Raw genomic sequence first — 26,704 nt, 5'->3', positions numbered from 1 at the left:
GATTTATTTTCCGACACAAAAACTTCCAAACATTTTATCAAGCATTTCGTCATATTCAAAAGGTCTTGTTATTTCACTTACAGCTTTTATGGCATCCTGGATATTATAACTGAAAAGCTCAAGTTCGCCGGTATCTAAAAATTCTTCCGCTTCATTTATTGCTTTGAGTGATTTTTTTATCATTTCAATTTGCCTTAAAGATGTGAGTATATGCTCATTTTCACCCTCTTTATTGTCCAAAAGTTTTTTTATGGCTTCAATTAATTCATTTATATCTTTTTTTGCTGAAATTTTTACAATTTCAAAGTTTTTAAACCTGTTTAAATCTATATTTATACCCAGATCAACTTTGTTTATCACTATAATAGCCTCTTTTTTTGAATTTTTAATTAAATCAAATATTTTTTCATCTTCTTTATTGAAATTATTGGCTTCAAAAACACCCAAAATAATATCGCTTTCGTTAATTGCTTTTTTACTCCTCTCAACACCTATTTTTTCTATTTCGTCTTTGGCAACCCTTATTCCGGCAGTGTCTATGATTTTAATTAAATGTGAACCTATTTGTATATCTTCTTCAATTGTATCGCGCGTAGTCCCTGCGAGGGAGCTTACTATCGCCCTGTTTTTATTTAAAAGAGCATTTAAAATAGAGCTTTTACCTACATTTGGTTTACCGACAATTGACACTTTATATCCGTTAATGACACCTTGGCGTCTCTGGCTCGCTTCAAGTGTTTTTTCCAGAACATTTTTTATTTCATTTAGTTTTTTTCTAATCTCTCCTCCAAGACTTTCAGGCAAATCCTCTTCGGCATAATCTATAAACACCTCAGAATAAGCCATAATTTCCACAAGCCTGTTTCTGATATCCTCCACAAATTCTTTAAGTTCGCCTTCTAACTGACGTGAAAGAACCCTCGCCCCCTCAACACTTCTTGTTTCAATTAATTTGGCTATAGCTTCAGCCTGGGTTGCATCAATTTTCCCGTTTAAAAAAGCCCTTTTGCTAAATTCTCCCGGATTTGCCAATCTGGCACCTGCTTTTAAAACTTCTTCCAATATAAGTCTGCTTACCACATATCCCCCGTGGCATTGAAATTCAATTACATCTTCCCCTGTAAATGAATGTGGGGCTTTAAAATAAATTACAAGGGCTATATCTATGAGATTGTTTTTTAAATCGTATACTTTTGCCAAGGTGGCGATTCTGGGGGTTAATTCTTTTTTTATCAGTTTTTTAGCAATACTTAAAGCCCCCTCTCCTGATATTCTGAGTATCGAAATAGCGCCTACCCCGTTAGGAGTTGCTATTGCCGCTATAGTGTTCATGTCTTTCGCCTATTACAATATATTTTTCCCTGTTTCTTTCTTTGAGGGCGACATATTTTTCAGGAAATTCTTTTCTTAATATTTCAAGCGCCAAAAAAGCCAAAATTCCGTCAAACGGTTTGGTTTTTCCGTATCCTCTGATTTTTACTTTTTCAATAAAAGGAGCTAAATAGTTTTTAAGCATTTCGGTTTGTGTTTTTAAAAACTCTGCAATTTCAAGTCTTACTTTAAATCCGTATTTTTGATTAATCCAGCTATAGAGCATATAATTTAAGGCGTTATATCTATATCCTTCTTTACCTATCAGCAAAGCAGCGTCGGGACCGTCTATTTTTATTCCCACTGTTTCATCGTTTATTTTATAAACATCTATTGTGTCAATATTAAAACAGGAATTATTAAATAAATTTATTAAACTTTTTTTTATCTCTCCAATAACCTCCTCTATATTTTTTTCAGGTTCTTCCACCTCAATTACAGCGGTTTTGGAAAAAAAACCCAAAAAACCTTTCGAAGGATACTGAAGTATTTTTATATTAAGCTCGGTAACAGAGCAGTTAAATGTTTCACTCGCCTTTAAATAGGCTTCTTCAAGAGTTTTAGCTTCTATGCGCACTTTTTTTCTCCATTAATTTATTTATTATATATTGTTGCAAAATTGAAAGAATATTGTTCGTTGTCCAATAAAGAACCAAACCTGCCGGAAATGTTGCCATCATAAAAGTAAACACAAGAGGCAGAAATTTAAATATTTTCTCCTGCATAGGATCCTGGAAATTGGTAGGTGTCAGCCTTTGATGCAGATACATACTAACCCCCATTAAAACAGGCAAAATAAAATAAGGGTCCATTGAACTTAAATCATGTATCCATAAAAATGACGCCCCTTTTAATTCAATGGAATATAAAAGAAGTTTGTAAATACCGTAAAAAATAGGTATTTGAAGTACTAAAGGCAAACACCCTCCTAAAGGGTTTGCCCCATGCTCTTTATAAAGTTTCATCATATGTTGTTGAAGTTTTTGAGGGTCTTTTTTATATTTTTGTTGCAATTCTTTCATTTTAGGGGCAAGTTCTTTAAGTTTATACATACTTATCATTCCCTTAAAAGTAAGAGGAAATAAAACAATTCTCACAATAATAACAAGGAAAATAATGGCAATACCCCAGTTTATCACTATTTTATGCAGCCAGTCAAGCAATATAAACAGATTTCTCGCAAAAAATGTTCCCACTCCGTATTGAACAACATCAATAAGTTCTTTATTAATTCCGGTAAGTGTGTCCACATATTTTGGGCCAATATATCCGGTTAATTCAATATTTTTATCTGTGTTTATAAAAATCAGGGGATTATTTTCTTTATTCGGATAAACAATTGCTTTCAGAGGTTTTTTTGAAAAGAAAAGAGTTGTGTAATATCTGTCAAACCCCGCTATGACAATTGCATTATCATATGTTTTATTTTCAGCATCTCCGTCTTTGATTATATCAAGCGTACCATCGCTTTTTTTGATTAACGCACCGTGAACCGTCAGTTTATCGACTGCGGCTGAAGGCCTGCTTCCCGGGGTGATAAAATAATCAACATTTTTTGATAACTCAATCTTTAAATCATAATGGCCGTCTTTATAAAACGTAATTATTTTTTTTACCGTTAGAGTCGGCAGTTTTTGAGTTAAAGTTATTGTTGCTTTGTCTTTAAGTTTAATTAACTTTTTATCAGATATGTAATCTGTTTTAAAAGCAGCTTCATTTATTTTGGCATCATCAAACCTTATCTCAAGAGGTTTTACATTTGAAACAAGTTCCAGCTTTTTACCGTTTTTTGAAAATTTTTTTTGTTCCAATTTGAAAGAGGCGATTCTTCCGAGTGAATCGATTTTGATTTCATAATTTTTAGCAATTATTTTTGCTATTATTTTTATGTTTTTTTCACTGACTTTATTTATTTTTGTTTTTGTAACTGTGTGTATATTAACACTTTTGTTCTGTTGTGCACTCTGTTTTTGAACCTGCGGTTCAATAACAAAATATTCATAAACAGCAAAAAAAATAAATGAAATCAATGTTGCAATTATAATATTTTTCATATTGGGTTTATTCATACTTCTGCCTTTATCACATAATATTTATTTTTTTTTAGAGGAATTAACCAGTATTTTACAGGAAGTTTTTTATATTTAATGTTTTTTAGATTCAATTCAATTACAGGATAATCGATTCCGCCTTTAAAAAGCTGATTACAGGTTAAAATTCTTTTAATAGAAACAATAAAAGCTTTAAGGGGATTATTCAATTCAAACTGAATCTTACTATATTCTGAGCAACTGGGATAATATCTGCAGTTATTACCAAGCATCGGACTTATAAACAACTGATACAAATCAATTGATTTTATTAATAGCTTTTTTAAAATCATATATAAGCTCTTTAAAATTTATTTGTGAAACATCTTCTTTTGCAATAATTGCAAAGAGTCCTTTTTCATCTTTTGCCAACACCCTGATTCTTCTTTTTATTTTATTTCTAACCACCGCTTTTTTCGAAATTTTTTTAGACACAATCGGGGACACTCTCAAACTTTCAGACGGGAGAAAATATATAACAAAATATTTAGAATAAAATTTTCTCCCTTTTTTTATAATATATTCTATTTCCTTAGAACTTAAACCGCTAATCTTTTTCTGCCTTTGCTTCTTCTTCTTGCAAGTACTTTTCTTCCGTTTTTAGTTTTAAGTCTCGCTCTGAAACCGTGGGTTCTTTTTCTTTTTATTTTACTTGGCTGATATGTTCTTTTCATTTATACTCCTTTTTTAAGCTGAAATTTTACCAAACAAATTAATATAATCCAAGCTTTCCGTCTTTTCTTCTGTATATCACTCTTTTTTCTCCGTTTTTATCTCTAAACACCATAAAATAAAGGCCTGATTTTTTATATTCTTCAATAGCTTCATCTATACTTAAAGGTTTTTCCACATCAAGAGGAACCTCGACAATTTCATCCTGACTTTCTTCAACTATTATTTCTTCCAATCTGTCTTTTTTACGATAATCTTTAATTTTATCATGATATCTTCTTAATAATTTTTCAAGTTTGTCTTTTGCCTTGTCAAGTGCGGCATACATGTCTTTATCTTTAAAATGGACAACCGCTGTGCCTTTTTCAGGTATATTCATTATTATTTCTGCATTAAAAAAATCTCTTTTGTCTTTTTCTATTGTTACAACCGAATGAAGAATCCCCAAATTGTATTTTTCTATTTCATTTATTACTTTTTTGATATGGTCTTTCATAGCCTCTGTTAATTCAACATTTCTGCCAACAACTGTTACGTTCATAATTCTCCTTTTATTTAAAATTGATTAGGAATTATAGCAAATTTATGGATTTTGAAGTGTAAATCTGACTTTTCTTATGTAAAAAGAAGGATTTTTTGAAGTTACTGTTACATAAATTAATGCACTTCCATTCGTATCGGCCGTGTTTATATTTGAACAATACCCACTGCAACTGCTTGTATTACAATCCGTTAAAAAATAATGATATGTTATATTTACATCAAAAAAAGTATCACTTAAACTGATATGTTTTAAACAGTTATTGTTATAATCATGCCCCTGCATTGCCATAATTGCATATTCTGTTGCGGCCCTGCTCATAAGCTCCGCCCTGCTGTCCATTGAGACTTCGGCTGTATGTTTGTTTGTCGCAGCGGCAAATTCCAGACTCATAACACCTATAATAGCAACAACTATTACAAAAACAAGGGTAATTAGCAGGGAAAATGATTTTTTCAAAATACAACCTTTTCTTTACATATTGTTAAATTATAATCACGTAGATTTTTATTTGCAGATGTAATACATACATAAATTCTCAAAAGGCCGTTTTCTTCTTTAAACTTAAATTTGGTAACATGAGTGGCCAAAATTGAGACATTCCCATCTGTATAATTTTGATCAAGCCATGGAAAATAATTAAATCTGAGTGTAAGATTATATTCATTGCCGCTTTTTACCGGAACAACCGCTTCCGCTGAATTAATTATATAATATCCTTCATAAACCGTTGTTGAATTGGATTCATCAACAGCACTTAAATTTAATTCAGTGTCACTTAATTTGCCTATGGCAAAAACTCTTGTCGCGTTATGTTCATACCAGCCGTAAGAATTGTTTATATCACTGAGATCCCCTCTTCCGTCAGCTCCACTGAAAACTAAAACATCCCGTTTATTGTTAAAAATATTATTATATCCGTTAATTCCCCATGTATGAAACCAGTTACCGTCTATTTGCTGAACAATTGAAAAATTACTGTCGGGAGTGGATATATTGTATTCATCGCCTCCGTTTGAGGAATTTGTATCTTTTAAATCCACAAAACCGCTCCAGCCGGGCTGGATTTTAGTACCGTTCCACATCCCTCTTTTTGAATAAACAGAATAATTAAGCCATTCCAATACCCGATATTTCCAGCTGTTTTGCGGGGTTAACTGCGAAACGGCGATAAAATCTCCGTCTGGAATTCCACTGTCATTACAATGACTCGCAATTACACTGTTTTTTATTCTTGTTTTTAATTTGGATGCAATAATATTAAGGGTTAAATCTGTTTTATAAGCAAGCCTGTTCATCTCTTTTTGCATAACATAATTATTTGCAAGTTTTTGAAGAATTTCAACGCTGATTGTTCCGAGTATTCCCAAAATCACTATTACAATGGTAAGTTCTATTAATGTAAATGCTTTTTTCATCTGCTTATTTCCTCTAAAGATAAAAATTTACTCGCCCCTATGTTGCATGTTGGATAATAAATTGTCACATTATTGTCACTTGTTATTTTTATAAGTTTTATATTCGTTTTATTTGCAATATTATTATAGTTATATGAAAAAGACAAATTTTGGTCATTATAACTGGCATTATCTTCGATATAATAAATACGCACTGTTAAATTCACACCGTTTATCATTTCCGAAAAATTATTAAAATCATCTATATCATCATAGGCGGAAATGTTATTTTCCCCTGAATCTGTACCAATATCGGAGACACCCAAACTGCTTCCACTTCTGAATATATTATTATTAAATTCAGCTTTACCTCTTCTTGCAGGGCCCGTATATATAGAATTAAAATTTATTAAAAGCTCACTTTCCCCATTGCTTGCATTCAAATCTTTATAAAAATTATCCCCTAAAGTATTGTTTTCATCAAAATAATAAGGCAAAATCATTGTAAGTAGACTCATTTCATTTAAAACCGTTTCTTCTTTTGTAACCGTTTTTGCAGTTTTGAAAACACTTTCAAGGATTAAAGGAAAAGTAGCCGCTATAATTCCTAAAACCACAATGGAAATTACAATTTCAAATAATGAAAACGCTTTATAATTTTTTTGATTTTTCATAAGTTTTTTTTACTACCTTTATCATAGTACTTCTTATTTTATTATCTTCTATTTCCAAGACACCTTCTGCCGTTGTACCTTTTGGAGACATTACTTTGTCTTTTGTTTCGCTAAAAGGCAAATTAATTGTGCTGAAACTTTTAAAAAGTCCTTTAACAAGCTTGTTTGCGACATCTCTTTTAAAACCTATATAAACGCCACCGTCACTTATCGCTTCCGCTATTATAGCCAAAAATGCAGGACCGCTTCCGATAATAGCTGTTGCTTTATCTATTTCATCATCATTTTCAAGCCAAACGACATCCCCTATATAAGAAAACAATTCCTCCGCTCTTTTTTTTACATCAATATTCCCAGTTACAGCAGTAGTGGATGACCCGTAGGCTGCTGCTATATTTGGCATTGCTCTTATATACGCTTTTGCTTTAATATATTTTTGAAGTTCTGTTAAACTTTTACCGGCTAAAATAGAATAAAGAGTTTTTGCTTCACCTTTTATTCTCATAGAAACCTCAGCAAGCGCATAAGGCTTAACGGCTAAAATTATTTCTCTATCAGTTATATCAAAACCGTCTAATAAAAAATATTCACATTCAAATTCTTTTGAAAAATTTTTTAATTTATCTTCATTTCTGCCCACAACTGCAAATTTTTCTTTTCCTCTCATTCCCGTTGCAATAGCCCTGGCCATTGCCCCATAGCCGAGTATATAAATCACTTCTTTTCCTTTATGTAATTTCTAAGAGGATCGCTCAGAGAATAAGGATATTTATCTAAAATCACCTGTCCCATAATTTTCTCATCATTGTTAAAAATAACAGGAGCGGCGAAATTAATTGTCGAATCTACAAACGGTTTATTTATTATCATAATGTTTAAAACAAAATAATTACTGTTTTCATTTAATTTGAGCTTTTTTTGGGCATCTTCGTCTATTTCAAAAAAATAATCCTCTCTTAAAACAGCGGGATTGATTAATGTAAAAGAGATATTTCCGTTTTGAAGTTTAAAAAAATTGGGTTCAATCTCTTCCAATTCAAATTTATCTATATTTTCAAATCCAAGAACAGGCAAAGCAACTTTATATTCCATCAATATCCTTTTTTTGCATTTACAGCAATAATTATACCTAAATTTTTAAAAATGAAAAACTTTTTTCCATTATCCACCATGGCCGTTTTTCAAGCAGCCAGGTTAGTTAATTCGCTTTGCTCATTTTCGCTCATTTTCCATTATCCATTGATAAATTTGTGTTATAATTTCGCAAAAAAGGAACAGCATTGAGAGAATACAACCCTCATGAATATGAAAAAAACACATATGAAACATGGGAGACGGAAGGTTTTTTTGAAGTAGATTATAAAAAAGAAAAAAATTTTTGCATTATGATGCCCCCTCCCAATGTCACCGGAAGTCTTCATATAGGCCATGCATTAACCTTTACCCTTCAGGATATCATTGTAAGATATAAAAGAATGGACGGATATGCCACACTTTGGCAACCGGGAACAGACCATGCCGGAATTGCCACCCAAAATGTTGTGGAAAAACAGATTTTGGCGGAAGGTAAAACAAAAGAAGAAATAGGAAGGGCCGAATTTTTAAAAAGAGTATGGAAATGGAAAGAGTTTAGCGGCGGCACTATTACAACCCAGCTTAGACGCCTGGGGGCAAGCCCTGCCTGGTCCAGGGAAAGATTTACAATGGATGAAGGTCTACAAAGAGCTGTAAGGGTTGCTTTTAAAAAACTTTATGATGAGGGGCTCATTGTAAAAGGCAATTATATGGTAAACTGGTGTCCAAAAGACGGGGCACTAAGTGATATTGAAGTGGAATATGAAACACACGAAGGCGAGCTTGTTTATATTAAATATCCAATCGTAAATAGCGATGAATATATAGTAGTTGCCACCACAAGACCTGAAACATACTTTGGGGATACTGCTGTTATGGTAAATCCGGAAGATGAAAGATATAAACATTTAATAGGTAAAAAAGTAAGACTTCCTCTGATAAACAGGGAAATTCCGATTATTGCGGATAGCTATGTTGACATGGAATTTGGAACCGGTGCGGTAAAAGTAACACCTGCTCATGACCCAAACGACTATGAAGTGGGGCTTAGACACAATCTTCCTATAATAAAAGTATTTGATGAAAAAGGTATTTTAAACGAAAACGCCGGAGAATTTGCCGGACTTGACAGACTGGAAGCAAGAAGTAAAGTAGTTGAAAAACTTGAAAGCAAAGGATTTATTGAAAAAAAAGAAAAACATATTCATCAGGTAGGCCACTGTTACAGATGCAAAAGCGTAATAGAACCCTATGTTTCAACCCAGTGGTTTTTGAAAAAAGAAGTGGCAAAAGAGGCTATCGAAGCCGCCAACAAAGGCGAAGTAAAATTTCATCCAGCACAATGGAAAAACAATTACGATGCATGGATGAGAGAGCTTAGGGACTGGTGTATTTCACGCCAACTATGGTGGGGGCATCAAATTCCCGTTTATTACTGTGATGAATGCGGACATGAATGGGCAAGCGTGGAAGAGCCGAAAGAGTGCCCTAAATGCCGCTCAAAAAATTTCCATCAGGACCCTGATGTTCTTGATACATGGTTTAGCTCCGCCCTTTGGCCTTTTTCTACGCTTGGATGGGAAAACGGTGAATGGGGGAAAGGGACCAAATGGAAAGAAGTTGATTTAAAAAGATTTTATCCAAACAATCTTCTAATAACAGGCTTTGATATTTTATTTTTCTGGGTTGCAAGAATGATGATGATGGGTGTTCATTTCTTAAAAGAAGTGCCTTTTAGGGATGTTTATTTACATGCCCTGGTAAGAGACGAACACGGCCAGAAAATGAGCAAATCAAAAGGAAACGTAATAGACCCGCTTGAAATGATAGATAAATATTCGGCCGACATTATGAGATTCACCCTTGCAATACTTGCCGTTCAGGGAAGAGATATAAAACTCTCAGAAGCCAAAATGCTTGAATCAAGAAACTTTACCAATAAATTATATAACGCCGCAAGATTTTTAAAAATGCATAAGGAAAAATTTAATGATTTAAAAAATCAGGAGATTAAAACAGACCTCGGTAAATGGATGCTTTATAAATTAAATAGAGCCATTAAAAACGTAAGAGCTGAACTTGATGAATACAGATTTAACGATGCGGCAATGACTCTTTACAGATATTTATGGCAGGATTTTTGCGACTGGGGAATTGAGCTTGGCAAAGTTTCTAAAGATTCGATTGCCGAACTTGGCTCAATATTCAAAGAATCAATGAAACTGCTTCATCCTTTTATGCCTTTTATTACTGAATTTTTATACCAGGAATTAAGCGGCACTAATATAAAAGAAAACACAATTATGCTAAAAACATATCCAAAACCACTAAAAACAGAAAAACCGGCGGATTTTGATATGATTATTGAAGCGATTGTAAGCCTCAGAAGAATAAAAGCTTTAACCGGAAGTAATTTCAAAAAAGCTTATGTCTTGGCAAATTTACCCGAAATGGCAAAAAAATACATTAAAAAACTTGCAAAAATAGACGAAGTTGAATTCGTTGATAAACCGATTGAAAATGCCATAAGGGATATAAGCGACAACCTTGAAACAATGGTAAGCAAAGAAGAAATCGACATAACGCCTATTGTAAACAGACTCAACAAACAAAAAGAAAAATTAAATAAAGAAATAACAAAGCTTGAAAAGAAACTCTCAAATAAAAATTTCATTGAAAAAGCGCCGAAAGAAGTAATTGAAAAAAATAAAAACGAATTAAATGAACTTAAAGAAAAATTAGAAAAAATTGAAGAAGAATTAAGGAAATTAAATGTTTAAAAAAATCCTTTTTATTATCCCTTTTGTGTTTTTGGGCTGTTCTAACAAAAATGTTGTACATTATGAAAACTTAACGGCTCTTACGTGGCACAATAAAATATCAAAAGATGTAAAAGCAAACAATCTTGACCAGGCTGATGATGATTTTCTCTCTCTGGAAGCAGAGCATCCGGCATCTCCATATATAAAAACAGATATACTTATTTTGGCTTTTGCCCATGCAAACACCGGAGAATTTGAAGTTGGAAAATTTTATCTTGACGAATATGAAAAAAGATATGCCTCTTTGGCTGAAATTCCATGGATTGAATATCAAAAAATAAAATTCGATTTCCTCAAATATAATAATCCTTTTACAAATCAAAAAGAACTCTTAAATCTGATTACCGAATGTAAAAATTATTTAAAAAATTACCCAAATTCCGAATTTAAATATGAAGTAAACACAATTTTAGCCAAAGCTGAATTGACAAAAAATTATTTAGATGTTAGAATATATAACCTGTATAAAAAATTAAATAAACCTAAAGCTGCAGACAAATTTAAAACAGATATTCCAAAAAATTCAAAAGAACCTTCTGTTCCATGGTATAAAAAAATATTTTATTGGTAAAGGTGGATTATGACATTAGAAAATTACGAAAAACTTCCAAGCGTTTTACCCGTTTTGACAGAAAAGGAATTAATATATCCGTTTATGATAATTCCTATTTTTCTTGAAAAGAAAGAGGATGTTTTAGCCATACAAAAAGCGATAAACGACCATTCCCTGATTTTTGTATCAATTAACGACAATATAGGCACATACGGTACAATAGGTACAATTATCAGAAAAGTTACCCTGCCTGAGGGAAAAATAAAAATTCTTTTTCAGGGACTCAGCAGAGGTAAAATTTTTGAAATAGAAGACAAAAATCCGACAATGGCTCTAATAGACAAAGTTAAACCGATAGCTGAAGATGAAAAAGAGATAAAAGCGCTTCTTGAAACATTAAAAGAGCATATAATAACCCTAAGCGAAATAAATCCTTTTTTCCCAAAAGATTTTATAAAAATAATTGAAAACAATAAAGATGCCAACAGAGTTGTGGATATCATAGCAAGCTCTCTTAAACTTCCGGTGGAAAAAGGCTATGAATTATTCAAAGAAATTGATACAAAAGAAAGAATTATAAAACTTATTCATTTTATTTTGGAAGAAATAGAATCAATAAAAATTAAAAACGAACTCTCCAAAAAAGTAATGGAACAGGTTCAGGAAGTAAACAGGGAGCATTTATTAAGACAACAGTTAAAATTAATTCAAAAAGAACTCGGAATAAAAAATGAAATAGAAGAAGAAATAAAAGAATATTATGAAAAACTTGAGAGTCTCAAAAAATATATGCGAGAAGATGCATATAAAGAAATTAAAAAACAGCTAAACAGACTCTCCCGTATGCATCCCGACAGCGCCGAAGCCACAACAACACAAAATTATATTGAATGGGCGCTTGAAATACCTTTTGGAAAATATACAAAAGAAGAATTTTCAATAGATGAACTTAAAAACAGGCTCAATAAAGACCATTACGGGTTAAAAAAGCCGAAAGAAAGAATTATAGAATACTTCGGTGCAAAAGAGCTGGCCAAAAAAAGGGGTGAGGAATTTTCCGGGGCAATAATATGTTTTGTGGGCCCTCCGGGTGTTGGTAAAACTTCTCTTGCCAATTCTATTGCCGGCTCTCTTGAGAGAAAAATCGTAAGAATCGCTCTTGGAGGACTTGAAGACGTAAATGAACTAAGAGGCCACAGAAGAACATACATCGGCGCAATGCCCGGGCGTATTGCACAAGGGCTTATTAACGCAAAACAGTTAAACCCTGTAATGGTACTTGATGAAATAGATAAAATTTCAAGATTCAAAGGTGACCCAACAGCAGTGCTTTTGGAAGTATTAGACCCAGAACAGAATGCACATTTTAGAGATTTATATTTAAATTTTGAACTTGATTTAAGCAAAATTTTATTTATAGCCACGGCAAACGACCCAAACACCATACCGGCTCCTTTAAAAGACAGAATGGAGATGATTTTTGTTGGAAGTTATACTCCGCAGGAAAAATTTCAAATTGCCAAAAGATATCTTATCCCTCAGGAGATGAAAAAACATTCTCTTAAAAAAAGCGAAATTTCTATTTCAGACGCAGCGTTAAAAGAAATAATAGACAAATATACAAAAGAAGCGGGTGTAAGGAACCTTAGAAGAATAATTGCTAAAATAATGAGAAAAGCCGCTTTACTTGTTTTAGAAGATAAAAAAGCAAGAGTAAATATCAAAAATTTAAAAGATTTTCTTGATAAAGGTTATTTCGGAATAGAAGAAGTCTGCAAAAAAGATAGAATCGGGGTTGTAAACGGACTTGCATGGACCCCAGTAGGAGGGGATGTGTTGAGAATAGAAGCCGTCAAATATAAAGGCAAAGGACAAATAAGCCTTACAGGGCAGCTCGGAGACGTTATGAAAGAATCCGCACAAATTGCATATACTCTTGTAAAAGTTTTAATTGATACTAAAAAAATTGAAACACAAAAAAGCAGAGAACCCATTTATTACAAATACAACATTCACATTCACGTCCCAGAAGGTGCCATTCCAAAAGACGGGCCTAGTGCTGGAATCACAATGACCACGGCAATTGCAAGCATTTTCAGTAACAGGAAAGTTCACTCAGACATTGCAATGACAGGGGAAATAACATTAAGCGGGGAAGTTTTGCCGATAGGAGGTCTCAAAGAAAAATTAATAGCTGCATATAAAGCAAAAATTAAAAAAGTTTTAATTCCGCAAAAAAATTATGAAAGAGACTTGGACGATATTCCACAAGAAGTTTTAAACGGTCTTGAAATTATTCCGGTTAAAACAATAGATGAAGTGTTAAAAGAAGCCTTAATTTAATGGAAAATGAAAAATGGAAAATGGAAAATTAAAAATTAAATTATTTTTTTTATTTTTACCCATTTTTTTATTTGCTTCTGTAAAAAAAGAACTTGTTAAGTTTTATAAACACTATTATCCAAATATTGAAATTGTTTCTATTTATACTCAAAAACCGTTTCCCAAAAAATATAAAAAAATTTCTTTCAAACTTATTAACCCGAAATTTCCAAGCGGAAATTTAATTATAGAGAATAAATATTATTTTTACCGGATAAAAGCAAAATTAACAGTTTATAAAACCATAAAAGTAATTAAAAAAAACGAATCTGTTTTACCTTATGTCAAAAAAGAAAAAATAGATTTCAGACATTTTTATTCCCCTCCTCTGCTTAAAATACACAAAAATTTGATAGCTTCAAAAGTTATTTCCAAAAATGCGGTGATTACCAAAGAAAACACAAGAATAAAGCCCGCTGTTTTACAAGGAGACAATGTAAATGTGGTTTTTAAAGGCATAGGTGTGGAAATATATTCCAAAGGCACAGCGCTAAACGATGCAAACATTGGTGAAAAAATAAAAGTCGAAATAAATCATAAAATTTATGAAGGTGTTTTAAATAAATCATATGAAGTGGAGATTCAATGAAAATTTTAGTCGCCATCAGCGGGGCAAGCGGGGCAAGTCTTGGAATTAAACTGTTTGAATTAATACCAAAAACTTATGAAAAATATTTAATATTAAGTGAAAGTGCAAAAACGGTTTTGGAAAATGAAGAAAATATTTTTTTTAACACTGACCTCTCAGCCCCTCCGGCAAGCGGAAGTTTTCAGATAGATACAACATTTATAGTTCCTTGCAGTATGAACACACTTGCCAAAATTTCAGCCGGCATTGCGGATAATTTAATTACAAGAAGTGCCCTTGTTGCAATAAAAGAAAAAAGAAAATTAATTTTAGCTCCAAGGGAAATGCCTTTTAGTTCCATTCACTTGGAACATATGACAAATCTTGCAAAATTATCCAATATTTTTATAGCACCCCCGGTAATAGGATATTATCACAATCCAAAAACATTGGAAGAGATGGAAAATTTTTTAATCGGTAAATGGCTGGATTTGGCAGGCATTAAACATAATCTTTTTAAAAGATGGAATGGGAGTAATAGTGAAAATAGTGAAAGCCTGTCCGCGCACTTGCAAAGCGGCGGGGTGGTGAGTGGTGAAAATAATTAGAAGTAAAAAAGAATAAAGGAAAAAGATGCAAACAAAAGCTGTATATCCGGGAACATTTGACCCTGTAACCAACGGTCATATAGATATAATAAACAGAGCCTGCAGGATGTTTGATAAAATTATAGTTGCAGTTGCCGACAACAAAGATAAAAAAACGATGTTTAATCTTAAAAAAAGAGTTGAATTTATGAAAAAAGCCACTGAAAAATTCAATAAAGTTGAAGTAAAGAGTTTTTCGTCCCTTTTGGTGGACTTTGCAAAAAAAGAAAATGCCAAAATAATTATAAGAGGTCTAAGGGCGGTAAGTGATTTTGAATATGAACTGCAAATGGGCTATGCCAATAAAACACTGGACAAAGAAATAGATACAATATATTTGATGCCAAACCTCGAAAATGCATTCATCTCTTCAAGTGTGGTAAGAAGTATTTTAAAATATAACGGAGGCATAGAACATTTAGTCCCAAAAGAAATTATAAAGGACATTAAAAGTGTATATAGCGTTTGAAGGAATCGACACCGCAGGCAAAAGCACCCAAATAAATTTATTAAAAAAAGAATATAAAAATTTTTTGTTTGTAAAAGAGCCCGGATACACTGAATTTGGAAAAAAATTAAGAGAGATAATATTAAAAGAAAAAATATCTAAAAAATCGGAACTTTTTTTATTTTTGGCAGACAGAAGCGAAACGATGCAAACAGTAATAAAACCGAATCTTGATAAAACAATAATAACCGATAGAAGTGCAATAAGCGGTATTGCATACGCAATGGAATTTTTCGATTTTGACTTGCTTGTCAATCTAAACAAATTTGCAACGGATGGAATTTTTCCAAATCTGACAATTATATTAAAACTGGACAAGGAAACACTAAAATACAGACTTTCACTTAAAAAACATGACAATATTGAAAAAAGAGGAATTGATTATCTATTAAGAATTCAAAATAATATTATTAACACATGCAACAGACTTGAAATTCCGTATCTTCTGTTGGATGCCTCAAGTTCAGTAGATGAGATATATTTTCGAATAAAAAAGGCAATCAGTGGGTATATTAAATAAAATAAAAAAAGACTTTTTAGCCGTTAAAACAAGAGACCCGGCTTTTAAAAACAATCTGGAGCTGCTTTATGCATATCCTGGCGTCTGGACATTGGTTTGCTATAGAATATCAAATTCCATTTATAAAAAAGGTTTTAAAAGGTGTGCCAGGTTTATTATGGCAATAAATCAGTTTCTGACAAATATAGATATACACCCGGGAGCCAGTATAGGGGAAAATGTTTTTATTGACCATGGAATCGGGGTAGTGATAGGTGAAACTGCAATAATAGGAAATAATGTAACTATATATCAGGGCGTAACACTTGGAGGAGTCAGTTTAAATCCAGGGAAAAGGCATCCCACAATAGAAGACGATGTAACAATAGGCGCCGGGGCTAAAATACTCGGAAATATAACCATAGGCAAAGGCAGTAAAATCGGTGCAAATTCTGTTGTGGTAAATAATGTGCCGCCTTATTCAACAGTTGTGGGAATTCCAGGAAAGGTTATCAAAAGAAAAGATTATTCACCTCTTGCGCATAATAAACTTCCCGATATTGAAAAAGAACTGTTCGAATATTTAATGGACAGAATAAAAATACTTGAAGAAGCCGTTACAAACAACAATAAGGACATCATAGAAAAAGATGAGGAAATAGAAAAAAAATACAGGGATTATTTAGAAGCCCTTAAAAACCGCTGATTAATCCAATTGAATATTTTTTCTGTGATATCTTTGGACTATATCGAGCCCATCAAATTAACTGTGTAAATAAAAACCAAAGACTAAAACTTTAAAGATATTTTACTAAAATATCTTGGAAATATATCACAAGTTGAGGATAAATTTCCGACCAGTTTCTAATCCTACTGTTTTTCCATTTTTGCATAACCTCCTGTGTTGAAGTAAAAAGGACTTTAAAAGCTGCTTCTTTTGAAGGGAATGAGCCTTTAGATTTTGTTTTCCTTTTTATGATAGAATTTAAAGATTCAATTGGATTTGTTGTATAAATAAGCTTTCTAAGTTCTTTTGGATACTTAAAAAAAGTAGCAAGCTCATCCCAGTTTCTTTTCCATAAATCATAAATATGAGGGTATCTTTTGCCCCATTTTTCATTGAAATATTCAAGATTTTGAATGGCTAAATCCTCAGTATCAGCTTGATATACTGATTTTAAATCCTTTGCAATTTCTTTTCCTGTCTTTGTAAGAGACAAATTTTAAAGAGTTTCTTATCTGATGAACTACACATCTTTGAATTTCAGCTTTTGGATATACGGCTTTAATAGCTTCATTAAATCCGTTTAGTCCGTCTATTGAAAATATTAAAACATCTTCTACACCTCTGTTTTTTATTTCATTAAGTATTGAGAGCCAATATTTAGAAGTTTCATTCTCTTCACTTATCCATATACCTAAAATATCTTTTTTACCTTCTATAGTGATTCCCAGCATTATATAACAGGCTGTATTTTTTATATTTCTCTCAACCTTTATTTTTAATACGGTTGCATCCATAAAAATTATAGGATAAATACTTTCCAAAGGTCTATTCTGCCATTCAATAGCTTTTTCTAAGATTTTTTCAGTAATATTTAATATGGTTTCAGTTGAAAGCTCATATCCGTATAAATCATCAAGATGGTGCTGAATATCTTTTACACTCATCCTTTTGCATATAAAGATAAAATTAAATCTTCCGTCCCATCTAAAAGTCTTTGTCTTTTTTTTACAATTTTAGGCTCAAATGTTGAATTTCTGTCCCTTGGAATATTTACTTCAATTTCTCCATATTTAGATTTTAAATTCTTTGTAGAGTATCCATTTCTGTAATTGCTATTATCAGATTTTTCATTTTTCTCATAACCTAAATGGTTTGTCATTTCACTTTGGGTTGCTGTTTCTATCATCTCTTTGATTAAATTTTTTAATTCATTTTCAAGCTCTTCAATTGTCACTGGATTTCCTGATTTTAATCTTCTTTTATATTCTTCAATGTTTAAAATACTCATGTGTAAATCCTTTACTTTTATTTTTTTATTTTATCATCTCTCAACATCTATATTAGGATTTACACAGTTTTTTTGATGGGGCCAATTTATTCTTAAATTGCTTATTCATGATAACTTATACCAATTCTCAATTAATTAGTTACTTTAAAAGTATCTAAAACTACCATTATTTTAACGCTTTAATCATTTTCATTATTCATTTTCCATTTTCAATTGGTATAATTTATTTTTTTAATATTTGCAAATAATTTTTATAAATAGGCTCGTCCACGTACAGCCCGTTAATTGTAAAAGGCCCGATTTTTTCAAATCTTTCAACTATCATTTTAGCAAATTCCAAATCTTCTTTGAAAATATTGTTTGCTATTTCCACCTGAGATGGTGTAATGCATCCTACTCCCTGAAAACCTAAATTTTTTTGAAGCAGACACCATTTGGAAAATCCTTCCAAATCCTTGTATTTTTGATAAACAAACCCTATTGGGGTTTTTTCAATAAATCTTGATTTTAAAGAAAATTCACTTAAAATATGATGAATTAAAGGATTGTTTAAATCAATTATAGAATGATTTATATTTAAGGAATTCAATAAATCATAAATCCCTATATAAAATGTGGTTAATCTCGGATGTATTAAATCTGTTAAATTATGAAACGCTTCTTTTGTTTCGATTGAAGCGTGTAATTCTTTGTTTGTAAGAATAGAAGCGTCGTTAATATCTTCAATTCCTTTTATTTTAGGAATTCTAAAACCGTCAAAAGAGAACCTGTCTAAAAATTTAATATCTTCGCTTCCGCCTTCGTTTAGGGCGTTGACTCTTATTATTATTTCTTTATCCAATGTTGAGATGTTACTTAAAAATACGGCTATCATTATTTTAGCTATCTCTTTTTTTTCTTTTGCCACCCCGTCTTCAAGATTCAATATAATAATATCCGCCGGTATTTCGTCTATTTTATTTAAGTGTTTAACCTGATGTCCGCTTACCATCAATGCACTTTTTCTTTTAGTTTTTTTTGTTTTTAGCTTTTTATTTCCTATTAAAGACAAAGCTTTTTGTATATTATTGCTATTTACTATTTCTTCTAACTCTTTTATATTTTTAAAAATCATTTTTTGCTCCTTAAATAAAGTAAAATACCCTCTATCTCTTCTTCTGTCAGATAATTGTATCTCGGCATAACAGTAAGCTTTTTGTGAAACAGAGCTTTTTTTAATGTAATTAAATTAATATTTTGAATGTTAGGTGCTTTGATATAAGTTTTTAATCCGTTTTTATAAAAATATGTAACTATTTTGCCTTCTCCTTTTTCTCCGTGGCATTTGGCACAGCTTATTCCCCTTGGATTATTGTAAAGCATTTTCCCGTATTCAAAATTTGTAATAAACCAGTCGGTTTTTGCAGATAAAATTGAAAAACTAAGCAAAAGAAGAAGCTTATTTAACATTTAACAACCTTTATGATAAAATTCTAACATTCATTTTAGCAAAAAAAGGAATAAAATGAGAATTTTAGATGGTAAAAAATTATCCGAAAAAATTAAAAATAAAGTTAAAGAAGAAGTGGATAAATTGAAAAAAGAGGGTATAACTCCGGGACTTGCCGTTATTTTAGTAGGGAATGACCCTGCGAGTCAGACATACGTAAAAATGAAAAAAGGGGCATGTGAAAAGGTGGGAATGTATTCTGTAGTTCATGAATTTCCTGAAAGTATAAGTGAAAAGGAACTTTTAACCACTATTGAAATGATTAATAAGAATCCAAATTTACACGGTCTTTTGGTTCAGCTGCCTCTTCCAAAACATATAGATACCACTAAAGTTCTTGAAGCGGTGGCACCTGAGAAAGATGTTGACGGATTTCATCCGTATAATATGGGGAAACTTTTTGAAGGGCTTGAGAGTTTTGCCCCATGTACGCCTCTAGGGGTAATGGAGCTGTTTAAAGAATATAATATAGATGTAAAAGGAAAAGATGTATGTATTGTGGGAGCCAGCAATATTGTTGGAAAACCGATGTTTTCCCTTTTGCTTAACGCATGGGCAACCGTGGATATATGCCATATAGAAACAAAAGATTTGGCGACACATACAAAAAGGGCGGATATTGTAATAGTAGGTGTCGGGAAGCCTAATTTGATTACGGCTGATATGATAAAAGAGGGTGCCATTGTAATTGATATTGGAATTAATAAATTAAAAAACGGTAAAATTGTCGGAGATGTGGATTTTGAGAGAGTTAGTAAAAAAGCTTCATTCATAACCCCTGTTCCCGGTGGAGTGGGGCCGATGACAATAGCCATGCTTTTAAAAAACACAATAAAAGCTACAAAGCTTCAGAGAGAGAGTAAATGAAAGAAAAACTTAAAAAATTTTATAATTGGTCTAATAGTTGGAGTGGAACCATTGTAATAGTCTTAATTATTATTTTCTTTTTAGCCCAGGCTTTTGTAATTCCAAGCGGGAGTATGAAAAGAACTCTTCTTCCAGGAGACGCACTTTTTGCAAAAAAATTTGCTTACGGAGTGCCGATTCCCCATATTCCATGGCTCGAAATTCCAATTTTACCGGATTTCAGGGGGGACGGGCATTTAATAGACGGTCCGAAACCAAAAAGAGGGGATATTGTAATATTCCGTTATCCTGTAAATCCAAAACTGCATTTTGTAAAAAGATGTGTTGGTGTAGGCGGAGATAAATTAATGGTTAGAAATAAAAATTTATATTTAAGAATTCAAAACAGTGATGAAGAAACAAAAGAGTTTGCGAAAAAAATGAAAGCAGAGATTGTAAATATAAACGGGGAAATCTGGATTAAAAATCCTTATATGAAACTTCATCCCGGGATTCATCACGACTCTAAAGTTGATTTTCCGGAAGAAGTGATAAATTACGGTCCTGTAATAGTGCCTAAGGGTCAGTTTTTTATGATGGGTGATAACAGAGACCACAGTGATGACAGCAGATTTTGGGGGCCTGTGCCTTATAAACTGATTGTCGGAAAACCCTGGTTTATTTATATGAGCTGGGATAAAAATTATACAATCAGATGGCACAGAATCGGAATGACTATAAACGATATTGAAAAAGAACTTAGAGAGGGTAAAAAACCGTATTTAACATATGGATGTAAATAAATAGTGAGTTGAAAGCTTGCCCGGCCGCTTGCAAAGCGGCGGGATTGTGAGTAGTTAGATAGTGATTTGTGAATTGCCAAGTTCAAAGAGGCCGAGTTGCCAAGAAGGCAAGTAGCTAAGAGGCTAAGTACTTAGTGAAAAGTGAAAAATGAGCGAAAATGAGCAAAACGAATTACGCTCACCTGGCTATCAAAAATGGCCATGGTGGAAAATGATGGAGGATAAATGGAATATTTAATTAAATATGGTGCTTTAATAATTGCTTTTATTATTGCAGTTGTAGGCCATGAAATTATGCATGGGGCTGTTGCAAAATATTATGGAGATGATACTGCAAGCAGGGAGGGAAGGCTTTCAATTAACCCAATAAAACATATAGACCCATTTGGTACCGTTGTTTTTCCAATTATTTTATTTTTGTCTCAAAAATTAGCGGGAGTCAGTGATCCTATAATTTTCGGGTGGGCCAAACCGGTACCTGTAAATATTTTTAAAGTAGTTGAAAACGGCGGCTATATTGGGGCTTTTAATGTTTCCATTGCAGGAATTACATATAATTTTATTTTGGCTTTGATTGCATCAAGTTTAATAAGCTTTTTTGAACCCAATGGATTGATTAGTGCTTTTATGTTTTTATTTTTTTATTATTTAATTATTGTAAATATAATTTTGGCGGTATTTAATTTAATTCCGGTGCCTCCGCTTGATGGAGCCAATGCCATTAAATATCTTTCTCTGCAGTTTAAAATATATTCTATTGCCAGATTTTATAATAAAATAGAGCCTTACGGGATGATTATATTACTAATTATTTTATTTACCCCTATTGCAAATTATGTTTTTTATCCTGCAGAAGTTATTATAAGCTGGCTTTTGCATTAAATTAAAAGTTAAAAATTAAAAGTGAAAAATTTCACTTTACATTTTACACTTTTCACTTCTTAAACCAGCTTTTCACTTTTTCAATCGCTTCTTCTAAAATATTTTTATGTTCTTTTACTTCATTTCCGAAACTTTTATGAAGTTTTTCAAGGAGTTCTTTTTGCTCGTCAGTCAGTTTTTTTGGATAGACAATATTTATAACTGCTATCAAATCGCCTTTATATCCGCTGTTTGGATCGGCAATTCCTTCATTTTTAAAAATAATTTTTGTTCTGTCTTTTGTGCCGGGTTTTATTTCTATCTCTTTTTCACCTTCAAGAGTAGGGATTTTAACGTTGTCTCCTAATATTGCGCTTGTAAAAAATACAGGTATTTCAACTATTAGATTATTACCTTTTCTTTTGAATATTTTTGATTCTTTTACTTTAAATATCAAATATAAATCGCCTCTGTATCCGCCTTTTGTTTCGTTTCCCCTGCCGGCTATTCTCATTCTCATACCGGTGTCAACCCCGGCAGGAATATCTATTTTAACTTTTTCTTCTTTTACAATGTAGCCTCTGCCTTTACATTCAGAACATTTCTTCTTAACAATAAAACCTTTTCCCCGGCACTGCGGGCATGTCTGGGCTATTCTCATAAATCCGTTGCCCATTACCACCTGTCCCCTTCCATGACACATTGGACATGTTTCTTTTTCTTCGGCACCGCTTCCTTTACATTTAGGGCATATGGAAAAATATGTTGTTTTTATTTCTTTACTGACACCGTACACCGCTTCTTCAAAATCAAGTGTAACTTCTATTGCCTTATCAATCTCATAAGGAAGAGGCTCTTCATGCTGCTGGCTTCCAAAGCCTCCTCCAAAAATATCGTTAAACATATCGAAAATATCATTAAAATTAAAATCGGTTTTATACCCTCTGCCCTCTAAGCCTTCTTTTCCGTATCTGTCATAAACAGCTCTTTTTTCATCATCACTTAAAATCTGATAAGCCTCATTGATTTGTTTAAATTTTTCTTCAGCCTCTTTATCTCCCGGATTTTTGTCGGGATGATATTTCATTGCGAGTTTTCTGTATGCTTTTTTTATCTCTATTGCTGTTGCGGTTCTGCTCACACCCAATATTTCATAATAATCCAATACGCTCCTCCTCTTTTTTTAATGAAATTATATCTTTATTTATGTTAAAATTCATTTAAAAAAGGCAAGTAATGTATGAGATTAATAAAAATGAACTCGACGAGCTTTTAAAAAGGCATAAATTAACAAAAGTTGATTATGAACATATTATAGAAATTTTAGGCAGAACTCCGAATTTGGTGGAACTTGGTGTTTTCAGTGCGATGTGGAGTGAACACTGTTCATATAAATCTAGCAAATGCTATTTAAAAGGATTTCCCACAGAAGCTCCGTGGGTGATTCAGGGTCCGGGTGAAAATGCGGGTGTTATTGATATCGGGGGAAACATGGCAGCTGTATTTAAAATGGAAAGTCATAACCATCCGAGTTTTATCGAGCCTTATCAGGGTGCCGCTACAGGGGTTGGAGGAATACTGAGAGATATTTTTACCATGGGGGCAAGACCGGTAGCCAATCTTAATGCAATCAGATTTGCCCATATTAAAGGTAACGATGAAACAGCCAAGCTTCATAGACACTTACTCAGCGGAGTGGTTGCCGGCATAGCCGGATACGGTAACTGTATAGGTGTTCCTACAATAGGGGGAGAAACATCATTTGAAGAGTGTTATGCGGGAAATGTTTTGGTAAATGCATTTGCCCTCGGGATTTGTCCTCAGGATGAAATATTTTATGCAAAGGCCGAAGGTATCGGAAATCCTGTAATTTATGTGGGAAGTAAAACCGGAAGGGACGGACTTGGAGGTGCCGTTATGAGCTCTGACAGTTTTAAAGAGGGAGATGAAGACCAAAGACCGACGGTTCAGGTGGGCGACCCTTTTACAGAGAAACTTTTAATGGAAGCATGTCTTGAGCTTTTTAAAACAGATTATATTGTCGGAATTCAGGATATGGGAGCCGCAGGGCTTACAAGCAGCAGCTTTGAAATGGCCGGAAAAAGCGGAAGCGGCCTTAAAATGCATTTGGATAAAGTTCCTATGAGGGAAGAAGGGATGAATCCGTATGAGCTTATGCTAAGCGAATCTCAGGAAAGAATGCTTATTTGTGCTAAAAAAGGGTATGAAGACAAAATAATCGAGATATTTAAAAAATATGATTTGGATGCCGAAGTTATAGGGGAAGTGACAAATACCGGAAAAGTGGAACTGTTCTGGCATGGAGAAAAAGTAGCCGACATTCCTGTTGCCCCGATTACCGAAGAAGCACCGGAGCTGTGCCGCCCTGTAAAAGAGCCTGAATATATAAAAACAATAAAAGATGTTGAAATACCTGAAATTAATCCACAAATTGCTTTTGAAAAATTAATCGTTGAAAGTGAAATTGTGGATAAAGCATGGATTTATGAGCAGTATGATTCAATGGTACAGACAAATACAGTGGATACTAAAAGAGTGGACGGGAGCATAATCAGGGTAAAAGAAAACGGTAAATTTATAGGAATGAGTGCGGACTGTAATGCCAGATTTTGTTATATAAATCCTCGTCTCGGAGCTTCCGCCGCTGTTATGGAATCTGGAAGAAATATAGCGGTTAAAAAAATAACTCCTCTTGCAATAACTGACTGTCTGAATTACGGAAATCCGGAAAATCCTGAAATTATGTGGCAGTTTAAAGAGGGGTGTGAGGGTATAAAAGAAGCGTGTAAGGCTTTAAATACACCGGTAGTCAGCGGAAATGTTTCACTTTATAATGAAAATGAGGGTGAAGGAATATTCCCTACACCTGAAATTGCAATGGTAGGAGTAGGGGACAGCTTTAGAACCGGTGAAATTAAAAACGAAGGTAATATAATCTATTTATTGGGAGAAACCAAAAGCGAATTTGGAGGAAGCCTGTATCTGAAAGTTTTTGGAGGTATTGTGGCTGGAGTTCATCCCGAAGTAGATTTTGTAAAAGAGCTTAAACTCTGGCGCGTACTTCAAAGCGATTTGATTGAAAGTGCAAAAGATATCTCAACTGGCGGACTTGCAATTGCCGCATATAAATGGGCATGTGTCAGCAATAAAGGGCTTGGAATTAATGTAAATATAAAACAGCCTATTGATATATTTTCTGAGAGCTTAAGCAGGGCTTTTGTAGAAATCGCCCCTGAAAACTGTGAAAGTTTTGAAAATTTATGCAATACCCTTGGGTTAAAATATGAAAAAGCCGGAATTGTTGGCGGAGATGAAATAAAAATAAATGAAATTAAAATACCTTTACAAAAAGCGAAAGATATTTATTTTAATACTTTTCCTAAAATTATGAGAAACGAATTTGATATAGCAGATGATTTGGTTTAAAGGCTTGTTTTGAAATACAGATACATAGGAAAAAGTGGACTTAGAGTCAGTGTTCTAAGTTTAGGAACAATGACATTTGGAAGTATGAGCGATAAAAAAGAGGCTTTTAGAATTTTAGATAAGACATATGAGAGTGGTATAAACTTTATAGACACTGCCGAGCTTTACCCAGTACCTCCTGAAGAAAAATATGCGGGAGAGACTGAAAAAATAATAGGAGAGTGGTTAAAAACAAAGCCAAGGGATAGCATAATCCTTGCAAGCAAAGTAGCGGGTGCCGCAAGCGGATGGTTTGTGCCTCCTATTAGACATGGGCTTACAGCAATGGACAGGTTTCATATAAAAAGGGCGGTTGAAGGAAGTTTAAAAAGACTTAATACTGATTATATAGACCTTTATCAGCAACACTGGCCTGATACAGTTGTGCCTATTGAAGAGACAATGAGGGCTTTTGATGAATTGGTTAAAGAGGGGAAAATAAGATATATTGGAACTTCCAATGACAGTGCATATGGGCTAACAAAAGCAAATACTATTGCAAAATATGAAGGGCTTGCAAGGTTTGAGAGTATTCAAAATAATTTCAGCGTGCTAAATCCAAGATTTTTTGATGAGCTTGAATATGTTTGCAAAAAAGAGCATATTTCACTTCTTCCATATTCTCCTATAGCTGGGGGAATTTTAAGCGGAAAATACAATACTTCAAATCCTCCAAAAGATGCAAGGTTTATGCTGTATCTTAATTATCCAAACAGCCGTGTCAGAAACCATGCAAAAAGATTTTATAATGAAAAAACACTTAAAGCAACAGATAAATTTTTAGAGGTCGCAAAAAAATATAATATTCATCCTGTAACTTTAGCAGTAGCATATTCAAAACATTTCGATTTTGTAGCTTCTACAATTATTGGAGCAAGAAAGCTTGAACAACTTGAGCCTTCTTTAAAAGCCGCTGAAATTAAACTAAATAGAGAAATTCTAAAAGATATTAAAAAAATTCAAGAAGAAATTCCATATCCTATGGGATGAAAACTCAAAGATTAAAAAATTTTTTAATTTCAGGAAGAAGCTTTTCTTCTATCTCTTTATATGTTTTTTGAAATTTTTCATAATCTTTTCCATCAGGGTCTTCAAAACCTACATGTATTTTAGGCACTGGTTTTGGAAAAACAGGGCAGGTCTCTTTTGCGTTATCACATACTGTTACTACTAAATCAAAGTCATCATTTATCACTTCATCTAAATTTTTTGAATGATATTTATCATCCCATATTCCATGTTCTTCTAAAACTCTTTTTGCATTTGAATTAACCTTGCCAGCAGGCTTTACTCCCGCACTTTCAGCTTCAATACCTTCAAGTTTAGCATTTACAAGCGCTTCACCAATTATACTTCTGCAGCTGTTTCCTGTACACATAATTAAAACTTTTTTCATTTTTTTCTCC

General features: G+C 32.9%; 29 protein-coding genes and 1 pseudogene. 13 read left to right on the top strand and 17 right to left on the bottom strand.

The features are described 5' to 3' along the window. Positions 1-3: 3 nt before the first annotated feature. The 12 genes from mnmE to fliW are packed head-to-tail and all read right to left on the bottom strand — an operon-like array spanning position 4 to position 7,837. Positions 4-1,332, bottom strand: coding sequence for a tRNA uridine-5-carboxymethylaminomethyl(34) synthesis GTPase MnmE (gene mnmE, locus DZ68_RS0107825; RefSeq protein WP_024788058.1), 1,329 nt, complete (start codon positions 1,330-1,332; stop codon positions 4-6). Next, positions 1,301-1,948: a Jag N-terminal domain-containing protein gene (locus DZ68_RS0107820; protein WP_024788057.1), complete on the bottom strand. Its 648-nt coding sequence runs from the start codon at positions 1,946-1,948 to the stop codon at positions 1,301-1,303. Before DZ68_RS0107820 ends, mnmE begins: the two co-directional genes overlap by 32 nt. Further along, positions 1,932-3,440, bottom strand: coding sequence for a membrane protein insertase YidC (gene yidC / locus DZ68_RS0107815; protein WP_024788056.1), 1,509 nt, complete (start codon positions 3,438-3,440; stop codon positions 1,932-1,934). The genes DZ68_RS0107820 and yidC overlap by 17 nt, the downstream gene beginning before the upstream one ends. Then, positions 3,437-3,754 carry a membrane protein insertion efficiency factor YidD gene (gene yidD, locus DZ68_RS0107810; RefSeq protein ID WP_035003207.1) on the bottom strand — a complete coding sequence of 106 codons (318 nt, stop codon included), beginning with the start codon at positions 3,752-3,754 and terminating at the stop codon, positions 3,437-3,439. The genes yidC and yidD overlap by 4 nt, the downstream gene beginning before the upstream one ends. Then, positions 3,720-3,977 (bottom strand): ribonuclease P protein component, encoded by a 258-nt coding sequence (rnpA, locus tag DZ68_RS10635; RefSeq protein WP_236617401.1) that lies wholly within the window; start codon positions 3,975-3,977, stop codon positions 3,720-3,722. The genes yidD and rnpA overlap by 35 nt, the downstream gene beginning before the upstream one ends. A 23-nt stretch (positions 3,978-4,000) precedes the next feature. Continuing rightward, complete coding sequence (gene rpmH / locus DZ68_RS0107800) at positions 4,001-4,135, bottom strand: 50S ribosomal protein L34 (protein ID WP_024788053.1); 135 nt, start codon at positions 4,133-4,135, stop codon at positions 4,001-4,003. Between the two features lie 38 nt (positions 4,136-4,173). Further along, positions 4,174-4,674 carry a ribosome hibernation-promoting factor, HPF/YfiA family gene (hpf, locus tag DZ68_RS0107795; protein WP_024788052.1) on the bottom strand — a complete coding sequence of 167 codons (501 nt, stop codon included), beginning with the start codon at positions 4,672-4,674 and terminating at the stop codon, positions 4,174-4,176. Positions 4,675-4,716: 42 nt separating this feature from the next. After that, complete coding sequence (locus tag DZ68_RS0107790; protein WP_024788051.1) at positions 4,717-5,133, bottom strand: hypothetical protein; 417 nt, start codon at positions 5,131-5,133, stop codon at positions 4,717-4,719. After that, positions 5,130-6,092: a type II secretion system protein gene (locus DZ68_RS0107785; protein ID WP_024788050.1), complete on the bottom strand. Its 963-nt coding sequence runs from the start codon at positions 6,090-6,092 to the stop codon at positions 5,130-5,132. The genes DZ68_RS0107790 and DZ68_RS0107785 overlap by 4 nt, the downstream gene beginning before the upstream one ends. Continuing rightward, positions 6,089-6,745 (bottom strand): type II secretion system protein, encoded by a 657-nt coding sequence (locus DZ68_RS0107780; RefSeq protein ID WP_024788049.1) that lies wholly within the window; start codon positions 6,743-6,745, stop codon positions 6,089-6,091. The genes DZ68_RS0107785 and DZ68_RS0107780 overlap by 4 nt, the downstream gene beginning before the upstream one ends. Next, a complete protein-coding gene (gene proC / locus DZ68_RS0107775) occupies positions 6,723-7,463 on the bottom strand; it encodes a pyrroline-5-carboxylate reductase (RefSeq protein WP_024788048.1) in 741 nt (246 codons plus the stop codon). The genes DZ68_RS0107780 and proC overlap by 23 nt, the downstream gene beginning before the upstream one ends. After that, positions 7,460-7,837, bottom strand: coding sequence for a flagellar assembly protein FliW (gene fliW / locus DZ68_RS0107770; protein WP_024788047.1), 378 nt, complete (start codon positions 7,835-7,837; stop codon positions 7,460-7,462). Before fliW ends, proC begins: the two co-directional genes overlap by 4 nt. 188 nt (positions 7,838-8,025) lie before the next feature. Here fliW and DZ68_RS0107760 point away from each other — a divergent pair, with 188 nt between their 5' ends. The 8 genes from DZ68_RS0107760 to cysE are packed head-to-tail and all read left to right on the top strand — an operon-like array spanning position 8,026 to position 16,504. Then, the gene (locus DZ68_RS0107760) at positions 8,026-10,599 is read left to right on the top strand and encodes a valine--tRNA ligase (protein ID WP_024788046.1); all 2,574 of its coding nucleotides are present in this window, start codon (positions 8,026-8,028) and stop codon (positions 10,597-10,599) included. Then, positions 10,592-11,212: an outer membrane protein assembly factor BamD gene (gene bamD / locus DZ68_RS0107755; protein WP_024788045.1), complete on the top strand. Its 621-nt coding sequence runs from the start codon at positions 10,592-10,594 to the stop codon at positions 11,210-11,212. Before DZ68_RS0107760 ends, bamD begins: the two co-directional genes overlap by 8 nt. Before the next feature lie 9 nt (positions 11,213-11,221). Next, the gene (gene lon, locus DZ68_RS0107750; protein ID WP_024790960.1) at positions 11,222-13,537 is read left to right on the top strand and encodes an endopeptidase La; all 2,316 of its coding nucleotides are present in this window, start codon (positions 11,222-11,224) and stop codon (positions 13,535-13,537) included. Positions 13,538-13,550: 13 nt separating this feature from the next. After that, entirely contained in the window at positions 13,551-14,165 is a 615-nt protein-coding gene (gene flgA / locus DZ68_RS0107745; protein ID WP_024790959.1) for a flagellar basal body P-ring formation chaperone FlgA, read from the top strand. Next, positions 14,162-14,752 carry a UbiX family flavin prenyltransferase gene (locus tag DZ68_RS0107740; protein WP_024788043.1) on the top strand — a complete coding sequence of 197 codons (591 nt, stop codon included), beginning with the start codon at positions 14,162-14,164 and terminating at the stop codon, positions 14,750-14,752. Before flgA ends, DZ68_RS0107740 begins: the two co-directional genes overlap by 4 nt. Positions 14,753-14,777: 25 nt before the next feature. Continuing rightward, on the top strand, positions 14,778-15,260 hold the full coding sequence (coaD, locus tag DZ68_RS0107735; RefSeq protein WP_024790159.1) for a pantetheine-phosphate adenylyltransferase: 483 nt from the start codon (positions 14,778-14,780) through the stop codon (positions 15,258-15,260). Further along, positions 15,244-15,819, top strand: a complete 576-nt coding sequence (gene tmk, locus DZ68_RS0107730; protein ID WP_024788041.1) for a dTMP kinase — start codon at positions 15,244-15,246, stop codon at positions 15,817-15,819. The genes coaD and tmk overlap by 17 nt, the downstream gene beginning before the upstream one ends. Then, positions 15,803-16,504: a serine O-acetyltransferase gene (cysE, locus tag DZ68_RS0107725; protein WP_024788040.1), complete on the top strand. Its 702-nt coding sequence runs from the start codon at positions 15,803-15,805 to the stop codon at positions 16,502-16,504. Before tmk ends, cysE begins: the two co-directional genes overlap by 17 nt. A 91-nt stretch (positions 16,505-16,595) precedes the next feature. Here cysE and DZ68_RS11370 read toward each other — a convergent pair. From DZ68_RS11370 to DZ68_RS0107710, 3 genes and pseudogenes are all read right to left on the bottom strand, one after another. Continuing rightward, a pseudogene (locus DZ68_RS11370) lies at positions 16,596-17,813 on the bottom strand (IS256 family transposase). A gap of 223 nt (positions 17,814-18,036) precedes the next feature. Beyond that, positions 18,037-18,927 carry a CoA ester lyase gene (locus DZ68_RS0107715; RefSeq protein ID WP_024790958.1) on the bottom strand — a complete coding sequence of 297 codons (891 nt, stop codon included), beginning with the start codon at positions 18,925-18,927 and terminating at the stop codon, positions 18,037-18,039. Then, positions 18,924-19,262, bottom strand: a complete 339-nt coding sequence (locus tag DZ68_RS0107710) for a cytochrome c (protein ID WP_024788039.1) — start codon at positions 19,260-19,262, stop codon at positions 18,924-18,926. Before DZ68_RS0107710 ends, DZ68_RS0107715 begins: the two co-directional genes overlap by 4 nt. Positions 19,263-19,317: 55 nt before the next feature. On the opposite strand from DZ68_RS0107710, the gene folD reads away from it, so the two are divergent. From folD to DZ68_RS0107690, 3 genes are all read left to right on the top strand, one after another. Beyond that, on the top strand, positions 19,318-20,169 hold the full coding sequence (folD, locus tag DZ68_RS0107705) for a bifunctional methylenetetrahydrofolate dehydrogenase/methenyltetrahydrofolate cyclohydrolase FolD (protein WP_024788038.1): 852 nt from the start codon (positions 19,318-19,320) through the stop codon (positions 20,167-20,169). After that, a complete protein-coding gene (gene lepB / locus DZ68_RS0107700) occupies positions 20,166-20,951 on the top strand; it encodes a signal peptidase I (RefSeq protein WP_024788037.1) in 786 nt (261 codons plus the stop codon). The genes folD and lepB overlap by 4 nt, the downstream gene beginning before the upstream one ends. Positions 20,952-21,176: 225 nt before the next feature. Continuing rightward, positions 21,177-21,833, top strand: coding sequence for a site-2 protease family protein (locus tag DZ68_RS0107690; RefSeq protein WP_024788036.1), 657 nt, complete (start codon positions 21,177-21,179; stop codon positions 21,831-21,833). 52 nt (positions 21,834-21,885) lie between these two features. On the opposite strand, the gene dnaJ is transcribed toward DZ68_RS0107690, so the two are convergent. Further along, positions 21,886-22,977, bottom strand: a complete 1,092-nt coding sequence (gene dnaJ / locus DZ68_RS0107685) for a molecular chaperone DnaJ (RefSeq protein ID WP_024790957.1) — start codon at positions 22,975-22,977, stop codon at positions 21,886-21,888. A gap of 71 nt (positions 22,978-23,048) precedes the next feature. On the opposite strand from dnaJ, the gene purL reads away from it, so the two are divergent. Beyond that, positions 23,049-25,259, top strand: coding sequence for a phosphoribosylformylglycinamidine synthase subunit PurL (gene purL / locus DZ68_RS0107680; RefSeq protein WP_035907237.1), 2,211 nt, complete (start codon positions 23,049-23,051; stop codon positions 25,257-25,259). Between the two features lie 9 nt (positions 25,260-25,268). Beyond that, the gene (locus tag DZ68_RS0107675; protein ID WP_024788033.1) at positions 25,269-26,288 is read left to right on the top strand and encodes an aldo/keto reductase; all 1,020 of its coding nucleotides are present in this window, start codon (positions 25,269-25,271) and stop codon (positions 26,286-26,288) included. A 4-nt stretch (positions 26,289-26,292) separates the two neighbouring features. Here the strand turns inward: DZ68_RS0107675 and DZ68_RS0107670 are convergent, their stop codons facing one another. After that, positions 26,293-26,694 carry an arsenate reductase ArsC gene (locus tag DZ68_RS0107670; protein WP_024788032.1) on the bottom strand — a complete coding sequence of 134 codons (402 nt, stop codon included), beginning with the start codon at positions 26,692-26,694 and terminating at the stop codon, positions 26,293-26,295. Positions 26,695-26,704: the final 10 nt, after the last annotated feature.

Source organism: Lebetimonas sp. JS085, assembly GCF_000523295.1.
Lineage (GTDB): Bacteria > Campylobacterota > Campylobacteria > Campylobacterales > Nautiliaceae > Lebetimonas.
The sequence above is the reverse complement of the archived record's forward strand: the minus strand, read 5'-3'. Positions and strand labels throughout refer to the sequence as shown.